The sequence below is a fragment of the Inquilinus sp. CAU 1745 genome (assembly GCF_039839375.1).
Classification (GTDB): Bacteria; Pseudomonadota; Alphaproteobacteria; order DSM-16000; family Inquilinaceae; genus JBDOQU01.
Window position 1 is genome coordinate 50,658 of record NZ_JBDOQU010000002.1, and the last position, 20,285, is coordinate 70,942.

General features: G+C 64.3%; 23 protein-coding genes and 1 tRNA gene. 8 read left to right on the forward strand and 16 right to left on the reverse strand.

The features are described 5' to 3' along the window. Positions 1-6: 6 nt before the first annotated feature. From AAFN89_RS02645 to AAFN89_RS02660, 4 genes are read right to left on the reverse strand one after another with little or no spacing between them, the layout of a single operon-like run. The gene (locus tag AAFN89_RS02645; RefSeq protein ID WP_347535619.1) at positions 7-1,152 is read right to left on the reverse strand and encodes an ABC transporter ATP-binding protein; all 1,146 of its coding nucleotides are present in this window, start codon (positions 1,150-1,152) and stop codon (positions 7-9) included. Next, on the reverse strand, positions 1,152-2,306 hold the full coding sequence (locus tag AAFN89_RS02650; protein WP_347535621.1) for an extracellular solute-binding protein: 1,155 nt from the start codon (positions 2,304-2,306) through the stop codon (positions 1,152-1,154). Before AAFN89_RS02650 ends, AAFN89_RS02645 begins: the two co-directional genes overlap by 1 nt. Before the next feature lie 50 nt (positions 2,307-2,356). Further along, positions 2,357-3,157, reverse strand: a complete 801-nt coding sequence (locus AAFN89_RS02655) for an ABC transporter permease (RefSeq protein ID WP_347535623.1) — start codon at positions 3,155-3,157, stop codon at positions 2,357-2,359. 13 nt (positions 3,158-3,170) lie between these two features. Continuing rightward, positions 3,171-4,067 (reverse strand): ABC transporter permease, encoded by an 897-nt coding sequence (locus AAFN89_RS02660; RefSeq protein ID WP_347535625.1) that lies wholly within the window; start codon positions 4,065-4,067, stop codon positions 3,171-3,173. Positions 4,068-4,187: 120 nt separating this feature from the next. On the opposite strand from AAFN89_RS02660, the gene AAFN89_RS02665 reads away from it, so the two are divergent. Together AAFN89_RS02665 and AAFN89_RS02670 are read left to right on the forward strand one after the other, a co-directional pair. Then, complete coding sequence (locus tag AAFN89_RS02665; protein ID WP_347535627.1) at positions 4,188-5,159, forward strand: LysR family transcriptional regulator; 972 nt, start codon at positions 4,188-4,190, stop codon at positions 5,157-5,159. A gap of 21 nt (positions 5,160-5,180) precedes the next feature. Then, entirely contained in the window at positions 5,181-5,615 is a 435-nt protein-coding gene (locus AAFN89_RS02670; protein WP_347535629.1) for a thioesterase family protein, read from the forward strand. Here the strand turns inward: AAFN89_RS02670 and AAFN89_RS02675 are convergent. From AAFN89_RS02675 to AAFN89_RS02695, 5 genes are all read right to left on the reverse strand, one after another. After that, on the reverse strand, positions 5,610-6,047 hold the full coding sequence (locus tag AAFN89_RS02675; RefSeq protein ID WP_347535631.1) for a TA system VapC family ribonuclease toxin: 438 nt from the start codon (positions 6,045-6,047) through the stop codon (positions 5,610-5,612). The genes AAFN89_RS02670 and AAFN89_RS02675 overlap by 6 nt on opposite strands. Next, positions 6,044-6,271 carry a hypothetical protein gene (locus AAFN89_RS02680; RefSeq protein WP_347535633.1) on the reverse strand — a complete coding sequence of 76 codons (228 nt, stop codon included), beginning with the start codon at positions 6,269-6,271 and terminating at the stop codon, positions 6,044-6,046. Before AAFN89_RS02680 ends, AAFN89_RS02675 begins: the two co-directional genes overlap by 4 nt. A gap of 185 nt (positions 6,272-6,456) precedes the next feature. After that, positions 6,457-6,741 (reverse strand): hypothetical protein, encoded by a 285-nt coding sequence (locus AAFN89_RS02685; protein WP_347535635.1) that lies wholly within the window; start codon positions 6,739-6,741, stop codon positions 6,457-6,459. 33 nt (positions 6,742-6,774) lie between these two features. Continuing rightward, a complete protein-coding gene (locus tag AAFN89_RS02690; RefSeq protein ID WP_347535637.1) occupies positions 6,775-7,494 on the reverse strand; it encodes a hypothetical protein in 720 nt (239 codons plus the stop codon). Between the two features lie 168 nt (positions 7,495-7,662). After that, positions 7,663-8,559, reverse strand: a complete 897-nt coding sequence (locus AAFN89_RS02695) for a LysR family transcriptional regulator (RefSeq protein WP_347535639.1) — start codon at positions 8,557-8,559, stop codon at positions 7,663-7,665. Between the two features lie 108 nt (positions 8,560-8,667). Between AAFN89_RS02695 and AAFN89_RS02700 the strand changes: the two genes are divergently transcribed. From AAFN89_RS02700 to AAFN89_RS02720, 5 genes are all read left to right on the forward strand, one after another. Next, on the forward strand, positions 8,668-9,234 hold the full coding sequence (locus AAFN89_RS02700) for a flavodoxin (protein WP_347535641.1): 567 nt from the start codon (positions 8,668-8,670) through the stop codon (positions 9,232-9,234). Further along, positions 9,231-10,229, forward strand: coding sequence for an aldo/keto reductase (locus tag AAFN89_RS02705; RefSeq protein WP_347535643.1), 999 nt, complete (start codon positions 9,231-9,233; stop codon positions 10,227-10,229). Before AAFN89_RS02700 ends, AAFN89_RS02705 begins: the two co-directional genes overlap by 4 nt. Before the next feature lie 38 nt (positions 10,230-10,267). Continuing rightward, positions 10,268-10,684 (forward strand): cupin domain-containing protein, encoded by a 417-nt coding sequence (locus tag AAFN89_RS02710; RefSeq protein ID WP_347535645.1) that lies wholly within the window; start codon positions 10,268-10,270, stop codon positions 10,682-10,684. A gap of 52 nt (positions 10,685-10,736) precedes the next feature. After that, entirely contained in the window at positions 10,737-11,129 is a 393-nt protein-coding gene (locus tag AAFN89_RS02715) for a GFA family protein (protein WP_347535647.1), read from the forward strand. A 126-nt stretch (positions 11,130-11,255) separates the two neighbouring features. Further along, positions 11,256-12,320: a hypothetical protein gene (locus AAFN89_RS02720; protein WP_347535649.1), complete on the forward strand. Its 1,065-nt coding sequence runs from the start codon at positions 11,256-11,258 to the stop codon at positions 12,318-12,320. A gap of 44 nt (positions 12,321-12,364) precedes the next feature. Here the strand turns inward: AAFN89_RS02720 and AAFN89_RS02725 are convergent, their stop codons facing one another. From AAFN89_RS02725 to AAFN89_RS02740, 4 genes are all read right to left on the reverse strand, one after another. After that, positions 12,365-12,895 (reverse strand): dihydrofolate reductase family protein, encoded by a 531-nt coding sequence (locus AAFN89_RS02725; protein ID WP_347535651.1) that lies wholly within the window; start codon positions 12,893-12,895, stop codon positions 12,365-12,367. Positions 12,896-13,068: 173 nt separating this feature from the next. Further along, positions 13,069-14,064: an MBL fold metallo-hydrolase gene (locus AAFN89_RS02730; protein ID WP_347535653.1), complete on the reverse strand. Its 996-nt coding sequence runs from the start codon at positions 14,062-14,064 to the stop codon at positions 13,069-13,071. A 42-nt stretch (positions 14,065-14,106) separates the two neighbouring features. Next, positions 14,107-14,319, reverse strand: a complete 213-nt coding sequence (locus tag AAFN89_RS02735) for a 4-oxalocrotonate tautomerase family protein (protein WP_347535655.1) — start codon at positions 14,317-14,319, stop codon at positions 14,107-14,109. Between the two features lie 29 nt (positions 14,320-14,348). Beyond that, positions 14,349-15,086 (reverse strand): SDR family oxidoreductase, encoded by a 738-nt coding sequence (locus AAFN89_RS02740; protein WP_347535657.1) that lies wholly within the window; start codon positions 15,084-15,086, stop codon positions 14,349-14,351. A 96-nt stretch (positions 15,087-15,182) separates the two neighbouring features. Between AAFN89_RS02740 and AAFN89_RS02745 the strand changes: the two genes are divergently transcribed. Continuing rightward, positions 15,183-16,076, forward strand: a complete 894-nt coding sequence (locus AAFN89_RS02745; protein WP_347535659.1) for a LysR family transcriptional regulator — start codon at positions 15,183-15,185, stop codon at positions 16,074-16,076. Positions 16,077-16,500: 424 nt separating this feature from the next. On the opposite strand, the gene AAFN89_RS02750 is transcribed toward AAFN89_RS02745, so the two are convergent. The 3 genes from AAFN89_RS02750 to AAFN89_RS02760 all read right to left on the reverse strand — a co-directional run bounded on the left by AAFN89_RS02750 (position 16,501) and on the right by AAFN89_RS02760 (position 20,251). Next, positions 16,501-16,577, reverse strand: a tRNA-Arg gene (locus AAFN89_RS02750). Positions 16,578-16,741: 164 nt separating this feature from the next. Next, on the reverse strand, positions 16,742-17,908 hold the full coding sequence (locus AAFN89_RS02755) for a hypothetical protein (protein WP_347535662.1): 1,167 nt from the start codon (positions 17,906-17,908) through the stop codon (positions 16,742-16,744). A 123-nt stretch (positions 17,909-18,031) separates the two neighbouring features. After that, on the reverse strand, positions 18,032-20,251 hold the full coding sequence (locus tag AAFN89_RS02760) for a hypothetical protein (RefSeq protein ID WP_347535664.1): 2,220 nt from the start codon (positions 20,249-20,251) through the stop codon (positions 18,032-18,034). Positions 20,252-20,285: the final 34 nt, after the last annotated feature.

Genomic DNA, 20,285 nt, shown 5'->3' on the forward strand with positions numbered 1-20,285 from the left:
GTCTGCTTAACGATCCGGCGGCAGGAGCACGCAGTCGCGCGGGCGGATGCGCAGGGCGACCCTGTCTCCCTCCCGGAAAGGATGCCGGTCGATCGGGTTGATCGCCTGCAGGCGCATGTCGCCGACGCGAACGAAGTACCGGGCGGAAAGGCCCAGATAATCCACCGTCTCCACCACGCCATCGAGCACCGTGACGCCGCCGTCGGAATCGAACCGTTCGCCGAGCAGCAGCCGTTCGGCGCGCAGCACCATGCTTACCGCTTCACCCTTCCGGGCGGTGCGGGCGCCGGTTTCGGCGACGACCTCGGCCCCTCCGGGCAGGGTGACCATGGCGACGCCGTCGGCGATCCCGGCCACCGTCCCCTGGAGAAGGTTGGAATGTCCCAGGAAATCCGCGACGAAGGCGCTGGCGGGCAGGTTGTAGACGGTCTCCGGCGTTCCCTCCTGCTCGACCACGCCGCTGCGCATGACCACCACCCGGTCCGACATGGCCAGCGCTTCGGACTGGTCGTGCGTGACGAAGATCGTGGTCACGCCCAGTTCGCGCTGGATGCGCTTCAGCTCGACCCGCATCTCCTCCCGCAGATTGGCGTCGAGCGCGGACAGCGGTTCGTCGAGCAACAGGACATCCGGCTCGAACACGATGGCGCGGGCGAGCGCGATGCGCTGCTGCTGACCGCCGGACAGCTGGCTGGGATACCGGTCGCTGACCTGCGGCAGCCGGACGAGATCGAGCGCCTCCTGAACCTTGCGGCGGGCGGTCGCCTTGTCCGCGCCGCGGTATTTGAGCCCGAACGCGACGTTGTCGAAGACCGTCTTGTGCGGAAACAGGGCGTAGTTCTGGAACACGATGCCCAGATTCCGCTTGTGGATCGGCAGGGCGTTGACCCGCCTGCCGGCGATCAGGATGTCGCCGTCGCTCGGCTGCTCCAGCCCGGCGATCATCCGCAGGGTCGTCGTCTTGCCGCAGCCCGACGGCCCCAGAAGCGTGACGAACGCACCCTGCTCGACCTTCAGCTCGATGCTTTCCACCGCCACGAACGATGCGAAGCGCTTGACGACGCCGCGCAGTTCGACGGCATGGGCGCGGTCTCCGGAAGCGATCGCCCCCTCCCCGGTGGGGAGAGGGCGATTCTGGCTGCTGTCGGCCATCAGAACCCGCGCTGGACGCGGCTGAATTCGGCCGACCACTCCTGCTGATTGCCGTTCCAGTAGGCAGGCTCGGCGAATGTCAGGTTCTCCAGCTTGCCGGTCGGATCGAAGGCCGGCATGTTCGGGATCTTGTCCCCCAGATCAACCTTCTGCGGGTCGAGCGACGGCGGGTAGTTCTGCCCCTCCGAAACGGCGATCGCGACCTCCGGCTCAAGCATGTAGTTGAGCAGTTCCTCCACCTCGGGCAGCGGACTGCCCTTCAGGACCATCAGGCACTCCTGCCAGGCGAAACTGCCCGGCGGATCGTGGTAGCCGATCGGATGCCCTTCCTGCTGAAGCGAGGCGATACGGCCGGACCAGCCCTCGGTCACCCATATCTCGCCTTCGGCGAGCAGGCTCATGAGTTCGGCACCCGAATTCCAGTATTTCAGCACAAGGTCCCGATGCTGCCGGACGGCGTCCCAGGCCGCCTCGAGATCCTCGATATTGTTCGGATCCTGGCCCGTCTGGAGGGCGGCGTACCACATGCGGGTGCGCCAATCCGAAAAGCCGCCGATCTTGTCCTTGTATGCGGGGTCGAGCAGGATGCGCGCACCCTTCTCTTCCATTTCCTCGCGGCTGATCTGCTCGGTATTGTAGGCGAGCCCGGTGGTCCCGTAATCGTAGGGCGCCGCGGACAGTTTGCCGTCGGTGACCGCCCGGTAAGGCGTCATCATCGCCGGCATGACGAGGGCAAGGTTGGGGATGTTCTCCTCGTTCAGCACCACATCGTAGCCGAGGTCGACGTAGCGGGCGTAGTCGAAGACGCCGGAGGCGAGGAAGACGTTGAATTCCCCTTCCCTGCCGGCCTTGACCCTGGTCAGGTATTCGTCGCTCGACGCGAAGGTGCCGTCGATCACCTCGATGCCCGTCGCCGCGGTGTAGGGATCGAAAGCGAATTTGCGGAACGCCTCGGACACCACCCCGCCCCAGCCATCGAACCGCACCGATTCGACCTCCGCGGCCCGCGCCTGGCGGGTCAGCATCATCATCGGCCCGCCGACCAGCCCGGCGGTGGCGCCGGCCGCGCCGAGAAGACCCAGAAACGTTCGGCGCTCGATATCGCCGTTGCGGTAGCGGTCGAGCAGCCGTTCAAGCCGTTTGGTCGTATCCATGGGTAAAAGCCTCCTTGGTTGCGTTCTTGTTGGTTTTGGTCGATCGGGGTTCATGTCCGCCCCCGGGCAAAGCGGCGCGCGAGGATGCCGGCTGCGAGCGGCAGGGCGACGGTGATCACGATCATCACCGTTCCGAGCGCGTTGATCTCCGGACTGATCGAATTCCGCAGCATGGCGAAGATCTGCGTCGGCACGGTCTCCGTTCCGGCCGATTTCCAGAACAGGGTTGCGGTGACATCGTCGAAGCTGATGGTGAAGGCGAACAGCATCCCCGCCAGCACGGCCGGCATGAGCAGGGGCAGCGTCACCTCGAAGAAGGTCTGGAGCCTGTTGGCGCCCAGCGACAGCGCCGCCTCCTCGAACTCCCGTTTGATGCCCACCAGCCTCGCCTGGACGACCAGCAGCACGAAGGGCAGCGTGATGATGACGTGCCCCATCAGCAGGAGAGCGAAGCTTTTCGGCACGGCCAGCCAGCGCAGGAACAGGAGCAGCGCCACCCCCAGCACGACCTCCGGCACCAGGATCGGCGCGATCAACGCCGTGGTCACCAGGTTCTTGCCGGGGAAATCGTACCGCACGATCGCCATAGCCGCGGGAATGCCGATCGCCGTCGCGATGATCGAGGTCAGGGCGCCCAGCACCATCGATGTCTGAAAGGCCCTGACGATCGCGGCGTTCCCGGCCAGCTCGATGAACCAGCGCAGGCTGAAATTCTCGATCGGGAACGAACCGAACCGGCTTTCCGCGAAGGACAGCAGCACGACCGCCGCGATCGGCACGAACATGAACACGTAGACCAGGAAGGTGATCCCGCGCGTCAGCGTCCAGCCGGACAGGATGCGCCCCGTCATCGGAAGTCCCCCGTCATCGGAAACTCCGGGCGATCTGCTTCAGCCCGATATAGCGGTTGTAGACCGTGACCAGCGCGCCCAGCAGGATCAGCAGCAGGATGGACAGCGCCGACCCCAGCGGCCAGTTCAACTGGATGATCACCGCCTCGTAGATCAGATTGGCGAACATCGCCTGACGCGGGCCGCCCAGGATCAGCGGCGTGATGTAGGTGCCGGCCGCCAGCACGAAGCAGAGCAGCGATCCGGCCGCCAGCCCCGGCAGGGACAGCGGGAGGGTTACCTCCCGAAAGGACTGCCACGGCGTGCAGCCGAGCGTCCGCGCCGCCGCCTCCAGATTCCGGTCGATGCCGTCCAGGCTGACATAGACGTTGAGGATCATGAAGGGCAGCAGATAGTGCGTCAGGCCCAGGATCACCGACGGTTCGTTATAGAGGAACTGCACCGGCTCATCGATCAGGCCCAACCCCAGCAGGCCCGCATTGACCGCCCCCGACGCGCCCAGGATGTTGATCCAGGACAGGGTGCGGATGATGTAGCTGATCCAGAACGGCAGCATCAGCAGCAGGATCAGGAGCGTCTTGTCGCGCATCCTGGTCCGGGCGAGGAAATAGGCCGGGAAATACCCTACCACCGCGCAGATCAGCGTCGTCGTCAGCGCGATGCGGAAGGTTTGCAGCAGGATCGCCCGATAGAACGGGTCGGTCAGCACCTCCCGCCAGTTGTCGAGGTAAAATCCTGCCTGATCCGCGCCCGTCGCGCCTCGCAGCCAGAATGAATAGACCAGGATGAATCCCGTCGGCACGACCAGCAGCAGCGCCACCGAAGCCAGCGCCGGCGTCATCATGAGCCAGGGCCGCGCGGTCCCGGTCGTGTTGTCGTCCACCGCCGTTTCCGCCATTCCCCCCGACATCCCACCTTCCGCTGCCGGCGCTGATGCACCGGATACTGTTCAGGATTAGGGCGCAGGCCTGGACATTGCGCAAATAGATATGAAGAATGACGGGTATAGTTTAAAACTATGGGACCGGCGATGCCCGCCATCGGCACATTGGAGCGGATCACCCAGGAGCTTGACTGGAACCTGCTCCGCACCTTCATGGTGATCGTCCAGGAAGGCGGGATCACCAGGGCGGCGAACCGCCTGCTGCTGCGCCAGCCGACGGTGAGCAACGCGCTGAAGCGCCTGGAGGGACAGTTGGGCCGTCGGCTGATCCTGCGCGGCCCGGGGCAGTTCCAACTGACCCAGCATGGCGAACTGCTCCACCGCGAATGCGTCGAGATCTACGGCAACATCTCCCGCCTCGCGGTCGTGCTGCGCGAGGTGAAGGAGGAGATCTCCGGGCATGTCACCATCGCCATGGCCAGCCACGTGACATCGCCGATCTTCGACGAAGTGCTGGCGGCGTTCCGCGAGGAACATCCGAAAGTGACCTACACGATCGACATCGCGACCAGCGTCGACGTCGTCCAGGCGGTCCTGCAGAAGACCAGCACCGCGGGTGTCTGCCTGGTCCATCGGCATAATCCCCGCCTGCGCTACCAGCATATGTACCGGGAACATTTCGGCTTCTTCTGCGGCCCTCGCCACCGCTTCTTCGGCCGCGCGGGCGTGACGATGCGCGACCTGCGCAGCGAGCCCCTGGTCTCGTTTAAGACCGACCGGACAACCGATGCGCTGCGTCCGGTCGCGCTGCTGCGCGCGGCGGAGAATTTCGAGGACCGGATCGTCGGCACATCCAGCCATCTGGAGGAGGTGCGACGGATGATCGTCGCCGGTGTGGGCATCGGTCCGCTGCCGATCCACGTCGTCGAACGCGATGTTCGCGACGGTCTTCTGTGGCGGCTGCCGCCGTTCGAGAACCCGCCGGCGGTCGACATCTTCCTGGTCACCAACCCGCTGGTCCATCTGAACCGGGCGGAGCAGCACTTTCTCGACACGCTCATGGCCCGCATCGAGGCGACCCCGCCGTCGGAGCGCGTCTACCCCCCCGAATTCGCCTGACCGTCAGAAGAGACCTAAGCCATGCCCAGGCAGGATTTCCGCTTCTCCTTCCCGTTCCGCGTTCGCTATGCGGAGGTGGACCAGCAGGGCATCGTCTTCAACGCCCATTACCTCACCTACTTCGATACGGCGATCACGGAATATTTCCGCTGGCTGGAGTACGACTATATCGGCCAGCCCGCGCGCACCGGGACCGACTTCCACGTCGTCCGCTCCCTGATCGAATACGCCTCTCCCATCCGCTTCGACGAGGAGATAGACATCCTCGTCCGCGCCGGCCGTATCGGCCGGTCGAGCCTGACTTTACTGCTGGAAATCCACGGCAAGGGCCGCGAGGATCTGCGCGCGACCGGAGAAATCGTCTGGGTCAACGCGGACCAGACGACCCGCCGATCGACGCCGATCCCGCCGGACCTGACCGAGCGACTGGCCGCGATGGGGGAGGCATACTTATGAATTGCCGATGATGTGAAGCATCCCCTTTCCACCCTTCACGGCCCTTGTCGAAAGGCGTCGATCGAAGGTTGCAAGCTTTCCACCGTTTTTCCCAGCAAGCGCCAATAGATAGCTATCCGTAACTTGGGCTGAGGTCAGCACTTGCGAAACATCAACATAGGCAGAGTCGATCAGGCTTAGACTATCGGACCAGAAGACGTGTCCAGGCAATTCCCGCATCTTGCGAACAATGGTCGCGATATCCGCGGTCGAACCTGGCATATTGGGGTATCTGGCATGACCAACAATGCGGATCACGCCATTCTCCGTGATCGGACAGGTGGCCCACGAAATCCTTCCGGCCGCTTCGAACCAGTTATGCGCGGCGTCATGGCTTACGTGAGCGGGATCGATCAGGGCGATGAGCACATTGACGTCGAGCAGAAAAGTCACGGCAATTCGTCACGAAGCGTGTTGACAGTCTCAAGCGTGACCACGGTCGCTTCATCCGATACCGAAATAAGGGGGATGCCGTTTCGTGTAGCCGGCGCCGACGGGCGTCGCAATGCACGGCGCGCCAGATCGGATACAACTTCTCCCAAACTCTTGCGCTGTTGTTGCGCGATCGCCTTTGCCGCGACCAGAACATCATCATCGATTGCCAATGTCGTTCGCATGACAGCCCTCAAAACGCATCAATCATCACGCATCATATAATCTGATTATGCCGATGCTACAATCGGCGGGCCGTCGAAATTTTCAGGAAGAGACGATACGACCGCGATCGTGACGGCACGGGCCGCTTTGAGAAATAGCGCCGACGCCAGCGCAGCACGATCGTTCGAAACTCGCGGGCCTCACTTCACATCGTTGAAATGATCATGAGAGAAATGAACGGACTCAAAAACGTCGAGCCGATTCCGGCCAGAAGCATCAGACGCCCGACCACCATCCGCGTGTTTTCCGCCAACTGGGTGCTATGGGCGGTATCGTAGTCCTCAAATGTCTCCGCACCGTACTGGTTGCGTCGACCGAACCGCGCACGGTCAACGCCTTTCATCATCCGGTAGCCGAGCACGATGGCAAGGATGCCCCCACCAGCGAACAGTGCGATCAATACAATAAAAACCGTCCAATAATAGGTCATCGGCAATTCTTCCCCTCGATATGCGGCATCGGATCAGGATCGTTCAGGGTCGGGGCATTCAGCCACCCATCCGGTCGGATCGACCGCGAAGGCGCGCCCCCCGCCGCCGGGATACCGGCCCGCCCGCAACGCCGGCATGTCGGGCACAACGCCGCTGAAATCCGCATCGACCTCATAAGCGGCGTACTCGCGACCGGTCGGCGCGGCGCGGCTATAGACAGCGACCACAAAGGGCTGACGGCCAGGCAGGGTGGCCAGCATGACCTTTTCTCGACCCATCGACGCACCGGGGTACTGTGGACAGCCGAGCGACCGCAGCGCGACGCCACGGCTGCGCAGGGCGTCCGTGACGTTGTACCGGCCCTCCGAGCCCTGCTCCTGCCAATCGAAGCGGATACCGGTTGCCGTGTGCGAGACGGCGACGCCGGCAGGCATGACCGCCCCCGGTGCGGGCACTTGCGCTTGCGCTCGAGCCGTATCGTCATCGGCAACGCTCATCGCGAGTATGGTTTCCGCCATCGGCCCCGCCGCCATGGCCCATCCCCATTTGACCTGGCACTCACCTCGCGCCCAGGGCGCCGCAGCGGGCGCACGCTGCACCCACTCCTGTTCGCAAGCTTCGAGAAAGGCGGTTTCTGTCTGGATGACCGGAAATGATTCCGTCTGTGCTACCGCGCATCCGGTGCTTGCGATCAATGCCACGACCGTGATTAGCGAATACGTCTTCATGCCAGAGAATAGACCCATGCCCATGGCAAACCGCATATCCTGAACACAAGGACCGACAGCGCCTTGGCGGGCCGGCATCTCATGTGGGTACGCTGATCAAATGTCCGGTTCGTCCCTTGTTCAGGGGAGAAAATCAGGTGCGCGGATGGGAGAAGTGCACTGACGAACAGCCGGCGTTCGCGATCCTCGGCGTCAGGGACCGCGATAGCGCAAGGCGTCAACCAGTAGCGAGAATGCCGGCGAGGAATGGCGGCGGCTGGGATAGTAGAGGTGATAGCCGGGAAAGGGTCCGCACCAATCCTCCAGCACCCGGATCAGGCGTCCCCCGGCAATGTGCTCCAGCGCGTGGTCTTCCGGCATATAGGCGAGCCCCAGCCCCGCGAGCGCCGAGTTCAGCCGCAAGGCGATATTGTTGAAGACGAGCTGGCCCTCGACGCGCACCTTCAATTCGCGCCCATCCTTGTCGAACTCCCACGGGAACAGGCCGCCATAGGTCGGCAGCCGGATATTGATGCAATTGTGCGGCGTCAGATCCTGCGGCGTCTCGGGTCGGGGACGGTTCGCGAAATAAGCGGGCGACCCGACGACCGCCATCCGCATCTCCGGCCCGATCCGCACCGAGATCATGTCCCTGGCGACCTGTTCGCCCAGACGAATCCCCGCGTCATAGCCTTCGGCGACGATGTCGGTCAGGCCATAATCGACGATGACCTCGACCTGGATGTCGGGATAGTCGGGCAGGAACGTCGCCAGCGCCGGCTGGAGCAGGCTGATCGCGCAATGCTCGCCCGCGGTGATGCGGATCGTCCCCGCCGGCTTCTCGCGCAGGGCGCTCAGCGCGGCGATTTCCTGTTCGATCTCCTCGAACCGCGGCGCGACCGACCGTAACAGGCGCTCGCCCGCCTCGGTCGGCGCGACGCTGCGCGTGTTGCGCGTGAGCAGCCGCAGCCCCAGCCGCGCCTCCAGCCCCTTGATGGTCTGGCTGAGCGCCGACTGCGAGACGCCCAGCTTCGCCGCCGCCCTGGTGAAGCTTCGTTCCCTTGCGACCACAGCGAAGGCAGCGAGATTGTTGAAGTTCTCGCTCGACATTCATTAGCCCACCTTATTGAGGAATGCCGATTATAGCGTCTAATCGCGAAGCAAGGCGAGCGCCATATGGTCTTCATAGCGACGGCTCCCCGATCCAAGGAGGACCAGATGAACGATCTCTCCCGACGCACGATACTGACCGCGCCGGCGCTGCTGTCTCTGGCGGCCACCACCACGGCGTGGGCAGAGCCGGCCGATATATCGCGACGCGCAGGCTCGGCGATTCTCGTCGCCTATTTCACCCGCTCGGGGAACACGCGCGTCATCGCCGGAACCCTCCAGCACGCGCTTGCCGCGGAGCTGTTCGAGATCCGCCCGGCGCGGCCCTATCCCGAGGATTACGAGCAGACGGTCGAGCAGGCGCGGCAGGAGCGGGATCGGGGTTACGAGCCGCCGCTGGAGGCGAAAGTCCCTGACATCGCGGCCTGTGAGACCTTGTTCCTGGGCTTCCCGATCTGGGGGCAGACCACGCCGCCGGTCATCCGTTCCTTCCTGAGGGCGCATGATTTGACGGGCAAGACGCTGCGCCCCTTCATCACGCATGGCGGCTACGGCCTGGGCGACAGCCTCGCCGTCCTTGCCGACCATGCGCCGGGCGCGCGGATCGAGCCTCCCTTCTCGATGGAGGCCGACCAGGAACGGCGATACAGCCCCAATAAAAGGAGATGGAAATGAAGATGCGTAAACTGGGAAGTTCCGGCCTTGAAGTCTCCGCGCTCGGTCTGGGCTGCATGGGCATGAGTTCCGCCTATGGGCCGCCCGCCGACAAGGCGGGGATGATCAGGCTGATCCGCGATGCGCATGAGCGCGGCGTCACGCTATTCGATACCGCCGAAGCCTACGGTCCCTTCGCCAATGAGGAGCTGGTCGGCGAGGCGCTGGCGCCGATCCGCGATCGGGTGGCGATCGCCACCAAGTTCGGCTTCGACATTTCCCCGACCGGCGAACGCGGAGGCGGCCTCAACAGTCGTCCGGAGCATATCAGGCAGGTCGCCGAAGCCGCTCTCAAACGCCTGCGGACCGATCGCATCGACCTCTTCTACCAGCACCGCGTCGATCCCGACGTGCCGATCGAAGATGTGGCAGGCGCCATCAGGCAGCTTGTCGCCGAGGGCAAGGTCGGGCATTTCGGCCTTTCGGAGGCGGGGATCGAGACGATCCGCCGCGCCCATGCCGTCCAGCCGGTAACCGCGGTGCAGAGCGAATATTCGTTGTTCTGGCGCGGCCCGGAAGCGGAACTGCTGCCGACGCTGGAAAAGCACGGCATCGGTTTCGTGCCGTTCAGCCCGCTCGGCGCCGGTTTCCTCACCGGCAAGATCGACGAGAACACCAAATTCGATCCGACCGACTTCCGCAACGCCGTCCCGCGCTTCTCACCCGAAGCGCGCAAGGCCAACATGGCGCTGGTCGGGATCGTCAAAACCGTCGCCGGCCGGAAGGCCGCCACGCCGGCGCAGATCGCGCTCGCCTGGCTGCTGGCGCAAAAGCCCTGGATCGTGCCGATCCCCGGCACGACAAAGCCGCACCGGCTGGAGGAGAATCTGGGCGCGGTGGACCTTGATCTGACAACCGACGACCTGCGGGAGATCGATGCGGGCGCCGAAGCCGTCCAGATCGTAGGCGCCCGCCTGCCCGCGGCGGCGCTGGCCCAGACCGAGGATGCATCATGAACGGTCAACGGCAGGATCACCTCCAGCAGGAGCAAGACATGAAACTCTATCGCAACGGCACTCAGCCCTCGCAGAAGGGCCCGGCGGAATGGTTCACCGGCTCGGTCCGCATCGATCCCCTGAACGCGCCGCCGGCGCGCGCGGCCTCGGCCAGCGTCACCTTCGAGCCGGGCGCGCGCACGGCATGGCATACGCATCCGCTCGGCCAGACGCTGATCGTCACCTCCGGTGCGGGCTGGATCCAGTGCGAGGGCGAGCCGATCGTCGAGATTTACGCCGGCGACGTCATCTGGTTTCCGCCCGGCCAACGTCACTGGCACGGCGCGACGCCGACCACGGCGATGGCGCACATCGCCATCCAGGAGGCGCTCGACGGCAAGACGGTCGACTGGATGGAGCATGTGACCGACGAGCAATATCTCGCCGGCCCCGCCCGCAGCGGGCAATTACAATGACAGTACTGTTGTTGTAACCATTCCGACCGCTTGATTCTGGAGGAGACGCAGCATGGATCAATTCACCGGCGGTTGCCTATGCGGCAACGTCCGGATCGTGGCGTCGGGTCTCCCATACCGGGTCGGCCTTTGTCACTGTCTCGACTGCCGCAAGCACCATGGGGCCCTTTTCTACGCTTCCGCGGTGTTCCCTCAGGATGCGGTGACGATCGAGGGCGAGACACGCGACTACGCCGGGCGATTTTTCTGTCCCCGCTGCGGCTCCTCCGTTTTCGCGCGCTTTGCGGATGAAATCGAAGTGCATCTGGGGTCCCTGGACGCCCCTGACCAGCTGACGCCGACCTACGAACTCTGGACCGTCCGTCGCGAGTCCTGGTTGCCGCCGTTTCCGCTCAAGAAACGATACGACCGCGATCGTGACGGCACGGGGCGTTCTGAGGAGTAGCCCGCGCAGACGCCGCGGCGTTCGGCGTTCATAGTTCTGTACTGAAATGGCGCGCCCGGGCAGGATGAAGGCGAGTCCAGCCGCGCTTGGATGCGGCGTCACAAAGTGATCCGGGGACGGGAGAGCATGGCGCGCAACGTTCTGATCCTCGGAGCCTCGTATGGCTCATTGCTGGCGACAAAGCTACTGATGGCCGGTCACAACGTGACCCTGGTTTGCCGGAAGAAGACGGCGGAACTCATCAATCGCGACGGTACCGAAACGCGTATCAAGCTGCGCGACGAGGCGATGCACCGGGCGATCTTTTCCCGCGACCTGCCCGGAATCCTGGACGCAGCCGCGCCCGAGGATGTCGACCCATCCCGATATGATCTGGTTGGTCTTGCCATGCAGGAGCCGCAATACGCCAACCACACGATCCGGCTTCTGATAATCAGGATCGCCGAGGCGAAGCTGCCCTGTCTTTCGATCATGAACATGCCGCCGCTTCCCTATCTCAAACGCATCCCGACGCTTGCGGGGATGGCGCTGGAGGACGCGTATACCAACGCCCAGGTTTGGGAACGGTTCAAGCCGGGATTGGTGTCGCTCTGCTCGCCTGATCCGCAGGCCTTCCGCCCGCCGGAAGAGGCGGCGAATGTCCTCCATGTCGGCCTGCCGACAAACTTCAAGGCGGCGGCATTTAAGGATGAGACGCACAACCTGCTGCTTCGGGAACTGGAAGCGGACATCGACGCGGTGACGCTTGATGGCCGGGACGTTCCCGTGAAGCTCAGAGTGTTCGATTCACCGTTCGTCCCTCTGGCCAAATGGTCGATGCTGCTGACGGGAAATTACCGCTGCATCACGCCGCATGAGCCGCGGTCGATCCGCGACGCGGTGCATGACGATTTGAAGCTCTCACGGAGCATTTACGATCACGTCGATGCCCTGGTCCGGCGTCTTGGAGCCGCCCCGAAGGATCAGGTGCCTTTCGAGAAATACGCCAAAGCGGCGGAAAGCCTTCTCAAGCCCTCTTCAGCGGCTCGCGCAGTGGCCGGCGGGGCGCCGTTCATCGAGCGGGTCGATCTGCTGGTGAAATTGATTTCCCATGAGCTCGGCATGCCCAACGCGGAGATCGACCGTACGGTCGAAATCGTGGATCAACAACTGAACGAAAAGATTGTCGGAGGCTGGACAGGGAGGCCGTAACGACCCTTAACCAAGCGGCGATTTCCATCGGCCGAGTCGCGAGATCAAGCAGGAACGTAGGTCAATCTGATCACATCCTTGCCGATCCGATCATTAGCCATGAGGCGGAGCGGCGGCCGAGGTCCGGCGAAATATGGCTTGCCGTGACCAAGCACGACGGGGTGCAGGTAGATCCGATACTCATCGATCAGGCCAAGTTCGGTGAGGCTTTGCGCCAGGTCCGGGCCAGCAACTTCAATCTCCCCGTCGCGCTCGGCCTTCAACGCGCGGATCGTGCCCTCAAGATCATCCTCGACAAGCCTGGCGTTGGGGCCGACCGACTTCAACGAGCGCGAGACGACCCATTTCGGCTGGTTCCGCCATGCCGCCGCGAAGGCGCGTTGCTCTGCATCCCATTCAGGATGATCGTCGTCCCAGTAACGCATGACCCTATACATTTGGCGACCGTATACACTGCCCGCCTGCCCCTCTGCCTCCTCGATGAAGTGTCGGAAGAGCGTGGGACCTGGCGCGAACGCCATATGGTCGACATAGCCGTCCAGGGACTGGTTCATTCCGAACACGAGCTTAGCCATACCACTTCCTTTCCTTACGCGGCACATCCGGGCGGTCCTGATTGCGCTATCCAATCGGCAGCAAGTTAGATCGACTGGTTTTATATCGCAATTGGTTTTGGATTGCGCATAAACGCCCCACGCTCGGGCTGCCCGATCGGCGAGACGCCATTCCCTGTTACAGCAGTTGCTGATTAGACTCTCTGCTGAAAGTATCGGAGTGCTGGCGAAATGAACTCCGGATTCTCCCACGTTGCATAACGCGCGCGAAGGAGAGACGGAAGATTGGCGGTCTGGGGACCGGCTTCGGCGAGCATTCCACGCACCATTTGGAAATAGCCAAGCACGGCCTCAGGAAGCTCGGCGCCGCCGAGATTTCCGTGCCCCGGCACAATGAGGCGCGGCTGCAACCGCATCATATCGTTGAGAGCGGATTCCCACTTTGTAACGTCAATGTCGCCGGCACCGATCATAGGCGGGAAGAACGGGACGATCGGAAACATCCGCTCTTCGAGAAGGTCTCCCGCGAACAGGATGCGCTCCTGGGGCAGGAAGAGGATCTGATCCCCCGGAGAATGGGCGGTGCCCCAAGTCCGAAACCGGACTTCACGACCACCGAGATCGATCACGGTCTCCGCAGTGTCGTATGTCTCATGCGGTGGTGTCAGTTTGATCCCGTCCAGCAGATGCTTCTGCCCTTCCGGCAGAACGCCGGCTCTGAAGCCGTCCAGCAAGGTCTGACCCGAGCGCTGCAAATAGTCCCGTTGCGCGCTGTTGTAGTAGATGCGTGCGTCGCTCCCGAACACTTGGGCACCGAAGCCGTGTTCCGGATGGGCGTGGGTTACCGTCAGGATGATCCGGCGTCCCGGTGCGAGTTCTCGCGCCAGGCGCAGGACGTTCTCGGCGCTCTCGATACCAAGACCGCAATCAATCACCAACACGCTTTCCGTGCCGACGATGATCCCGATATTCGGAACGAGCGGGATGCGCTTGTCGGGCACAAGAATGACACCTGGCGCCATCTCCGCCGGAAAACGCGTATCCACGGTTGGCAGGGGCCGCGCGGGCGGCTGCAAGATGTCCTGCCCTTGAGCGCTTGCGCGGATCGGAACCATTCCCGCCAGTCCAGTCAAGACCGTCAGCTTCAGCAAATCCCGTCTATCTGTGTATGCTGCCTTGTCAGTCTCCATCACATGTCTCCCTGTGTTCAGCAGCTATCTGTCAAAACGACGTCAGTCCTTTGCCCGGTACTCTTCCGGCATGACGAAGACTTCGTCCGCACGTCCGTATCCGCCATCGGGCACTTCCTCGATCAGGACCATCGCGGTCGGACGCACGACCTCCCCGAAATAGCCGACCATGAGTTCGGTCGTTTTGTGAATCAGGTCTTCCTTCTGCGTCGTCGAAAGCGAGGCTTGGGGCAGTTTATAGTTCGCGAAAGGCATAGTGTGTTCCTTGGGTTTGAGGGTTGCGATTAGACCGCGCCGCCATTGGCGCGGATGGTTTGACCGTTGATCCAGCGGCTTTCCGGCCCGGCCAGGAAAGCGACGGCGTCGGCGATGTCGTCGGGACGACCGAGGCGGCCGAGCGGGATCATCCGCGTGATGCTGGCGACCAGTTCCTCGGACTTGCCGCGCATGAAGAAATCAGTTTCGACAGGGCCGGGCGCGATCGCATTGACGGTGATGCCGCGTGGGCCTAACTCCTTGGCAAGCACATGCGTCAGCGCCTCGATCCCGGCCTTCGTCGCGGCATACAGTCCATAACCGGGCTGGTAGAAGCCCACCACGCTTGAGGACACGCTGATGATCCGCCCGCCATCGCGCAGCCGCTTGGCGCCTTCGCGCATACCGCGGAACGTGCCGCCAAGATTGATGGCACAGTGGTCGTCGAAATCCGCGTCCGTAGCGTCGGCTACGGGTGACAACCGCATCATGCCTGCATTGTTGACCAATAGATCGACCGGGCCGAACGCGGCTTCAGCCGCATCGAACAGCGCGGGCATGCCGGCCGGATCGCCGACGTCAGCCTGCACCGCAACCGCCTTCCCGCCCGCCTGCTCGATGTCCTGCACGACCTGACGGGCAGCAGCTTCATCGCGCGCATAGTTCACCGCGACAGCACAACCCTCTTGGTCAAGCCGTCGTGCGATTGCCGCGCCGATGCCCTTGCCGGCGCCGGTCACGATTGCGGTTTTGTCTTTCAGTCTCATTTCTTGACCTCCGTTGCTCGGCAAGAAGGTAAGGAGTGTTAGAGGCGGGATAATTGCCCTTTTTCGGGCAACAAAATTCGGATATTCCGAACAATCATGGATCGTCTCGATGCAATGCGTCTTTTTGTGCGGGTCATCGACCGTCGCAGCTTCACGGCGGCGGCGGCCGATCTTGGCATTCCGCGTTCGACGGCAACCGAAGCGATCAGGCGGCTCGAGCGCGATCTCGGCAGCCGGCTCCTGGAACGCACCACGCGTCATGTGGCGCCCACGCCGGATGGCGAAGCCTACTATCGGCGGTGCCTGTCGATCCTCGCCGATATCGACGAAGCGGAGGGCGCCTTGCGGGGCGGTGAACCGTCGGGGGTGCTGCGCATCGACGCCCACGGCACGCTGACGCGGGCCTTCCTGCTGCCGCGCCTGCCGGACTTCCTGGAAGCGTATCCACAGATCAGCCTACAGATCGGCCAGGGCGACAGGCTGGTCGATCTGGTGCGCGAGGGGGTGGATTGCGTCATCCGGGCGGGCGAACCGGGTGACAGCGGCCTGATCATGCGCAGGCTCCCCGATATTCCGGAGCAGACCTGCGCCGGCCCGCAATATATCGAGCATCACGGGATGCCCGCTTCGGTCGATGATCTCGACCGACACCAGATGATCGGCTTCGTGTCGTCACGCACGGGCCGTGTGATGCCGATGGAGTTCCAGACCGCCGAGGGAATCAGGGAGGTGACACTTCCCTGCCGCGTGACCGCCAACGAGGCGGAGACGGCGCATCATCTCGCACGGATGGGCTACGGGCTGATTCAGGCGCCCCGCTATCGCTTCCGGGAGGATCTGGCGCGAGGCGCCCTTGTCGAGGTCCTGCCGGCCCAGCCGCCGCCGCCATTGCCGCTCGCTGCCTATTATCCGCAGAACCGTCAGCTATCGCCACGTGTGCGGGTTTTCCTCGATTGGGTGGCGGCGGTTTTCGATGCGACAGATTTGTAGTTTGATGTACTTGCCTGTGCCCGAGGCTCGGGCGTCCGCGCCCGCTGCCAGTCGTGATGCTCTGCCCCAACGAACAACGCTCAATGCGGGCGCGACGCCCGGCTTGTGACCTCTACCTCACCCGCGCGCAACGCCGCGAGGCGCGAGTTGGGTTACGTTGGGGAAACGTCGCTGGCCGACGGCTTGCGGCTGTACCAGGTGGCCCGCCTGGCATCCGCCTGAGCATAAGGGGCACGGGATTATCTGGAGGGCCGTAACGTCCGCTAACGGACAACAGCCCTCCAACTTGATATGTCCGGTGTCGTTTACGGAAGGGCTGTTTTTCCGCTGAGGTCGCACCAAAGGTGTCAGTACGCTCCCGGCCCCAACTCCAACCGGAAATGGCCCATCGAAGAAGTGGTGGATTTCCGTGTCTTCGAGAGTGTGGCGCGCCCGGGAAGATTCGAACTCCCAACCTTCTGATCCGTAGTCAGATGCTCTATCCAATTGAGCTACGGGCGCTCCGCAGGAAACCCTATAGGTTTTGAAAACTGCCCCAAGCTCTCCCGAGCCGCGGTTGGTACAGTTTCCCCTTGCGATGGGCGGGTAGATAGCAAACCGGGGGGGCCACTGCAAGGAGCGAATCTAGCGGGATGTCAGCAACATGTGGCCTGCTCGGTTGATGGTCACCCCACGGGCTCGGCCGGCAGCCCCAGGACTAGGCGGACCAGCTCCGCCTGGCGGTGGGTGCCGGTCAGGGTCAGCACCTGCTTCACCCGCTCGCGGGCGGTCCTCACCGTCACGCCGGCCTCATCCGCATAGCCGGCGATCGACTGGCCGTCCGCCAGCGCGACGGCAAGCCGGGCCTGCGCCGGTTGCAGCCGGTAGGCGCGGCGCAATGTGTCGGCGGGCGGCGCGCGCGGGACCAGCGGATCGCTGATGAAGATGCCGACAGAGGGCGCCAGATCGTTAAGCCCGTCGAACCCGCCGTCATTGGCGGCCACCCTGCCGACCGGCAGCGGCGCGACGGTCACGGCGGTCGGCGGCAGCCCGGGCCGCTCGATCGACAAGGTCCCGCCGGCCTCGCCCGGCAGGCCGAGGATGGTCCTGGCTGTGCCGCCGATCATCCTGCGAAGCCATCGCGTGTCGTCCGCCGACCGGCCGACGAGCAGGCCGCCGCGGATCGCGACCGCCGAGCCGTCCGCGACCGAGCGGCGCGCCCGGTCGTTCAGCCATTTCACCCGGCAATGGCCGTCGACGACGGCGATCCCGTAGGGGCTGTGCTCAAGAAGCCCGGCCGTGACGGCGGTTTCGGCGCGGAGGCCGCCCAGGCGGAGTTGCAGGTCGACGGCGCGGCGGAGATGCGGCGCCAGATACCCGAACAGGCGCAGCGTCTCCGCATCGGGCGGTTCCTCGCGGGCGCCGCGGATGAACGCCGCCATCGTCCAGGCATCGCCGTCCCGGCTGAGCAGCGCTCCCATGCCGTAGCGCCGGTCGTGGCGGCGCAGGAAGTCGTAGAGCCCGCGCGTATCGGTTTCGGGCGGGACGAAACGGGGATCGGCGTCGGTCATCACGGTCATCGGCCGGGATGTCCGCAGCGTCGTCATGCGGAAATCTTCGGCGAAGAAATGGCGACTGTACTCGTCCCAGTACTCGTCCGAATTGCCGAACTCGAGCCGCCCTATATGGCCGGGACTGCCGGCGGTCAGGCTGATAGACCGGCTGCCGGTCATCTCCACCAGCCGTTCCAGCACCACCGGCCAGCCCAACTGGCCGGTCGCCGCGTCGTAAAGATCACCCAGCAACCCGGCGATCGTGTCGTCGGCAGCCGAGAATGATGTGCGTCTCGCCAAGCCCCCGCCCCCTGATTCGCGGAGGGCAGTATCGGGGCTTTTGGTAAATAAATTGCAACCTTTTCAGTCCGCCTGCGGAACGGGTTGGGAGGTCGGGATTGGACGGGAGGAGGCGCCCCCTCGTCACCTTACGGCCTCGATGCTCCATCTCGTCGCCCCCGGCGGCGGGAAGCCGGCGGCATAGTGGAGTTCCATGCGCACCTGCCCGTCGAGCCGGCGGGGAATGCCGAACCGCAGCGTCCCCTGCGCCGTCTCCCACTCGTACACCCGCACCAGCCGCTGGGCGTTCACGGCCGCCACGAAATCGTCGGCGAAGACTCCATCCTCGAAGGTCCGGCTCGGCGCGCCGTAGCGGTCGATAAGATCATCCAGGATCCTCTCGAACGCCCGCTCCGCCGGCCGGCCCGAGCCCAGCCCGTCGAAGTCCACGATCACCGCGGAGGTGGCGATTTGTCCGGAATCCTCGATCAGGACCAGCCGTTGCCGCTGGGGCGCATCCTCCAGCATGCGGACGTCCCAGACCCGCGCCGTGCCGAACCGCACGGGCTCGCCCAGACCGCCCGCGGACAGAAGGTCGATCGTTTCCGACAGGTCCAGTCCCGGCGCGAGGGCCAGGATGTCCGGCGGCGCGCCCGACGGGCCGGCGATCGGCCCCGCAGCCGCCGCCCCCATCGCCGCGTTCATCGCGGGCGACCGGGGCGCCGGCGGCTTGAAGAAGCTGTAACGGTAGAACAGGCCGATGCGGTGCGCCCCGGCCTCTCCGCCCGGATCCTGGTCGCGATCGTTGTAGACGGCGTCGACGCCGAAGCTGTGCTGGCCCATCGTATAGCTGTAGGCAAGTCCGGCGGTCTGGACGAACGAACCCTGCCCGCCGGCCGCATGGGCGTCCTGGAGCAGCAGTTCATAGCTCGCATCCAGCCGGTGCGCGTCGCGGCCGATATTGAGCCCCAGCCGGCCGCCATACTGATCGGAAGCGGCGCTTCCGCCCGAGATGTCGCGCCCGACCAGGCCGACCGACCAGCTTCCGGCCCAGCCCCCGAACTCGACCGACCGGATGAGATCGGCCGACAGTTCGCGGGTGATCCTCTGGTCGGCGTTGCGGTCGTCCATGGACCTGTAGCCGCCGCCGACGCTGGCGGTCCATACGTCGCCGAGCGGAAACGTCAGGTCGATCTGCTGCGACAGTGTGAATTCGTCGGTCGTCCGGTCCTCGTTCCGGCGCTGCGACGCCAGCGAATTCGCGAACACGGACACCGAGCCGAACCCGCCGACCGGCACGAACCCGACGACAGTCACCCCCGCTGTCCTTGTTTCCATCGGGTTGTCAGATGTCCGGTCGTCCACCAGGCGCAGGACGCGACCGTTGACCGACAGCCCGGAATCGAAGCGCCAGCCGGCGCGCGCCTCCATCGCCTCCCGATCCTCGACAACGCCGGCGCCGGCCGGACGATAGCCCTCGTCGTTCAGCTCATAGCGAAGCCCGTAGGTCAGGGGGCGGATATCGTCTCGGCCGAAGAGTTCCGCATAGAAGCCCAACCCCGACCGGTCGCCGGAATCGCCGCTCAGGCCGGCGCCCGAACCGTTCCCCGATCCGCCGTCCTGCTCGCCGCGCAGGAAGTCCAATTCGGTTTCCAGCGTCAGCGACTGGCCGCCGGCGTTCAGGCTCTGCTCTCCGGCAAGGCTCAGCACGGTCTGGTCGGCGGTCGCGCCGTCGTCCAGTTCGCGCCGGTTGTGGACGGCGCTGAACGCCCATGCGCCCCAGACCGGATCATCGATGAGGTAGGAGCCGCCGCTATAGAGGTCCTCGGCCGGATTGAACTCCCGATACGCCTGGGCAGGCGTGCCGGAGAACAGCAGGATCGAATGAGTCTGGTCGCCGACGAACGGCTGCAGTTCGATATACCCGCCCTTGAGCGACCGCCGGAGCGTGCGTCCGGTCAGATTGCCGAAATAGTCGCCCAGCCCGAGACGGAACGGCACCGACGCCTCACCGTTCTCCCAGGTCAGGTTGAACGATTCGACGGAGAGATTGTCGTACAGGCTGCGATAGTCGGAATCGTTCGCCAGGCCGAAGATGCTGAAGGTGAGGCGGTTCCAGGGCGAGAACGCACGCTCCGCGGTCGCGTTCAGTTCCAGATAGTTCTGCGGGCCGACATAGGGGTAAGGGCTGAGGTTCCGGTCGCCATTGTCGCCATAGTGCTCCGCCCGCATGAAGACGTCGCCCTGGATCGTCCAGTCGGCGAACGGGTCGGCGGATTGCGCTCCGGCCTGCGTGCCGGCCTGAGTCTGGGCCTGCGCCACGCTTCCCGGCGCCGCCAGCAGGCCGAGCGCAATCATGAACATGGGCGCGCGGACTCCGCGCGGCCGCAACTGACCG

What these genes read in the sequence shown, in the direction of transcription:
- AAFN89_RS02645 (WP_347535619.1), bottom strand. Translation starts at nt 1,152, where the DNA reads ATGGCCGACAGCAGCCAGAATCGCCCTCTCCCCACCGGGGAGGGGGCG.
- AAFN89_RS02650 (WP_347535621.1), bottom strand. Translation starts at nt 2,306, where the DNA reads ATGGATACGACCAAACGGCTTGAACGGCTGCTCGACCGCTACCGCAAC.
- AAFN89_RS02655 (WP_347535623.1), bottom strand. Translation starts at nt 3,157, where the DNA reads ATGACGGGGCGCATCCTGTCCGGCTGGACGCTGACGCGCGGGATCACC.
- AAFN89_RS02660 (WP_347535625.1), bottom strand. Translation starts at nt 4,067, where the DNA reads ATGTCGGGGGGAATGGCGGAAACGGCGGTGGACGACAACACGACCGGG.
- AAFN89_RS02665 (WP_347535627.1), top strand. Translation starts at nt 4,188, where the DNA reads ATGCCCGCCATCGGCACATTGGAGCGGATCACCCAGGAGCTTGACTGG.
- AAFN89_RS02670 (WP_347535629.1), top strand. Translation starts at nt 5,181, where the DNA reads ATGCCCAGGCAGGATTTCCGCTTCTCCTTCCCGTTCCGCGTTCGCTAT.
- AAFN89_RS02680 (WP_347535633.1), bottom strand. Translation starts at nt 6,271, where the DNA reads ATGCGAACGACATTGGCAATCGATGATGATGTTCTGGTCGCGGCAAAG.
- AAFN89_RS02685 (WP_347535635.1), bottom strand. Translation starts at nt 6,741, where the DNA reads ATGACCTATTATTGGACGGTTTTTATTGTATTGATCGCACTGTTCGCT.
- AAFN89_RS02690 (WP_347535637.1), bottom strand. Translation starts at nt 7,494, where the DNA reads ATGGGCATGGGTCTATTCTCTGGCATGAAGACGTATTCGCTAATCACG.
- AAFN89_RS02695 (WP_347535639.1), bottom strand. Translation starts at nt 8,559, where the DNA reads ATGTCGAGCGAGAACTTCAACAATCTCGCTGCCTTCGCTGTGGTCGCA.
- AAFN89_RS02700 (WP_347535641.1), top strand. Translation starts at nt 8,668, where the DNA reads ATGAACGATCTCTCCCGACGCACGATACTGACCGCGCCGGCGCTGCTG.
- AAFN89_RS02705 (WP_347535643.1), top strand. Translation starts at nt 9,231, where the DNA reads ATGAAGATGCGTAAACTGGGAAGTTCCGGCCTTGAAGTCTCCGCGCTC.
- AAFN89_RS02710 (WP_347535645.1), top strand. Translation starts at nt 10,268, where the DNA reads ATGAAACTCTATCGCAACGGCACTCAGCCCTCGCAGAAGGGCCCGGCG.
- AAFN89_RS02715 (WP_347535647.1), top strand. Translation starts at nt 10,737, where the DNA reads ATGGATCAATTCACCGGCGGTTGCCTATGCGGCAACGTCCGGATCGTG.
- AAFN89_RS02720 (WP_347535649.1), top strand. Translation starts at nt 11,256, where the DNA reads ATGGCGCGCAACGTTCTGATCCTCGGAGCCTCGTATGGCTCATTGCTG.
- AAFN89_RS02725 (WP_347535651.1), bottom strand. Translation starts at nt 12,895, where the DNA reads ATGGCTAAGCTCGTGTTCGGAATGAACCAGTCCCTGGACGGCTATGTC.
- AAFN89_RS02730 (WP_347535653.1), bottom strand. Translation starts at nt 14,064, where the DNA reads ATGGAGACTGACAAGGCAGCATACACAGATAGACGGGATTTGCTGAAG.
- AAFN89_RS02735 (WP_347535655.1), bottom strand. Translation starts at nt 14,319, where the DNA reads ATGCCTTTCGCGAACTATAAACTGCCCCAAGCCTCGCTTTCGACGACG.
- AAFN89_RS02740 (WP_347535657.1), bottom strand. Translation starts at nt 15,086, where the DNA reads ATGAGACTGAAAGACAAAACCGCAATCGTGACCGGCGCCGGCAAGGGC.
- AAFN89_RS02745 (WP_347535659.1), top strand. Translation starts at nt 15,183, where the DNA reads ATGGATCGTCTCGATGCAATGCGTCTTTTTGTGCGGGTCATCGACCGT.
- AAFN89_RS02760 (WP_347535664.1), bottom strand. Translation starts at nt 20,251, where the DNA reads ATGTTCATGATTGCGCTCGGCCTGCTGGCGGCGCCGGGAAGCGTGGCG.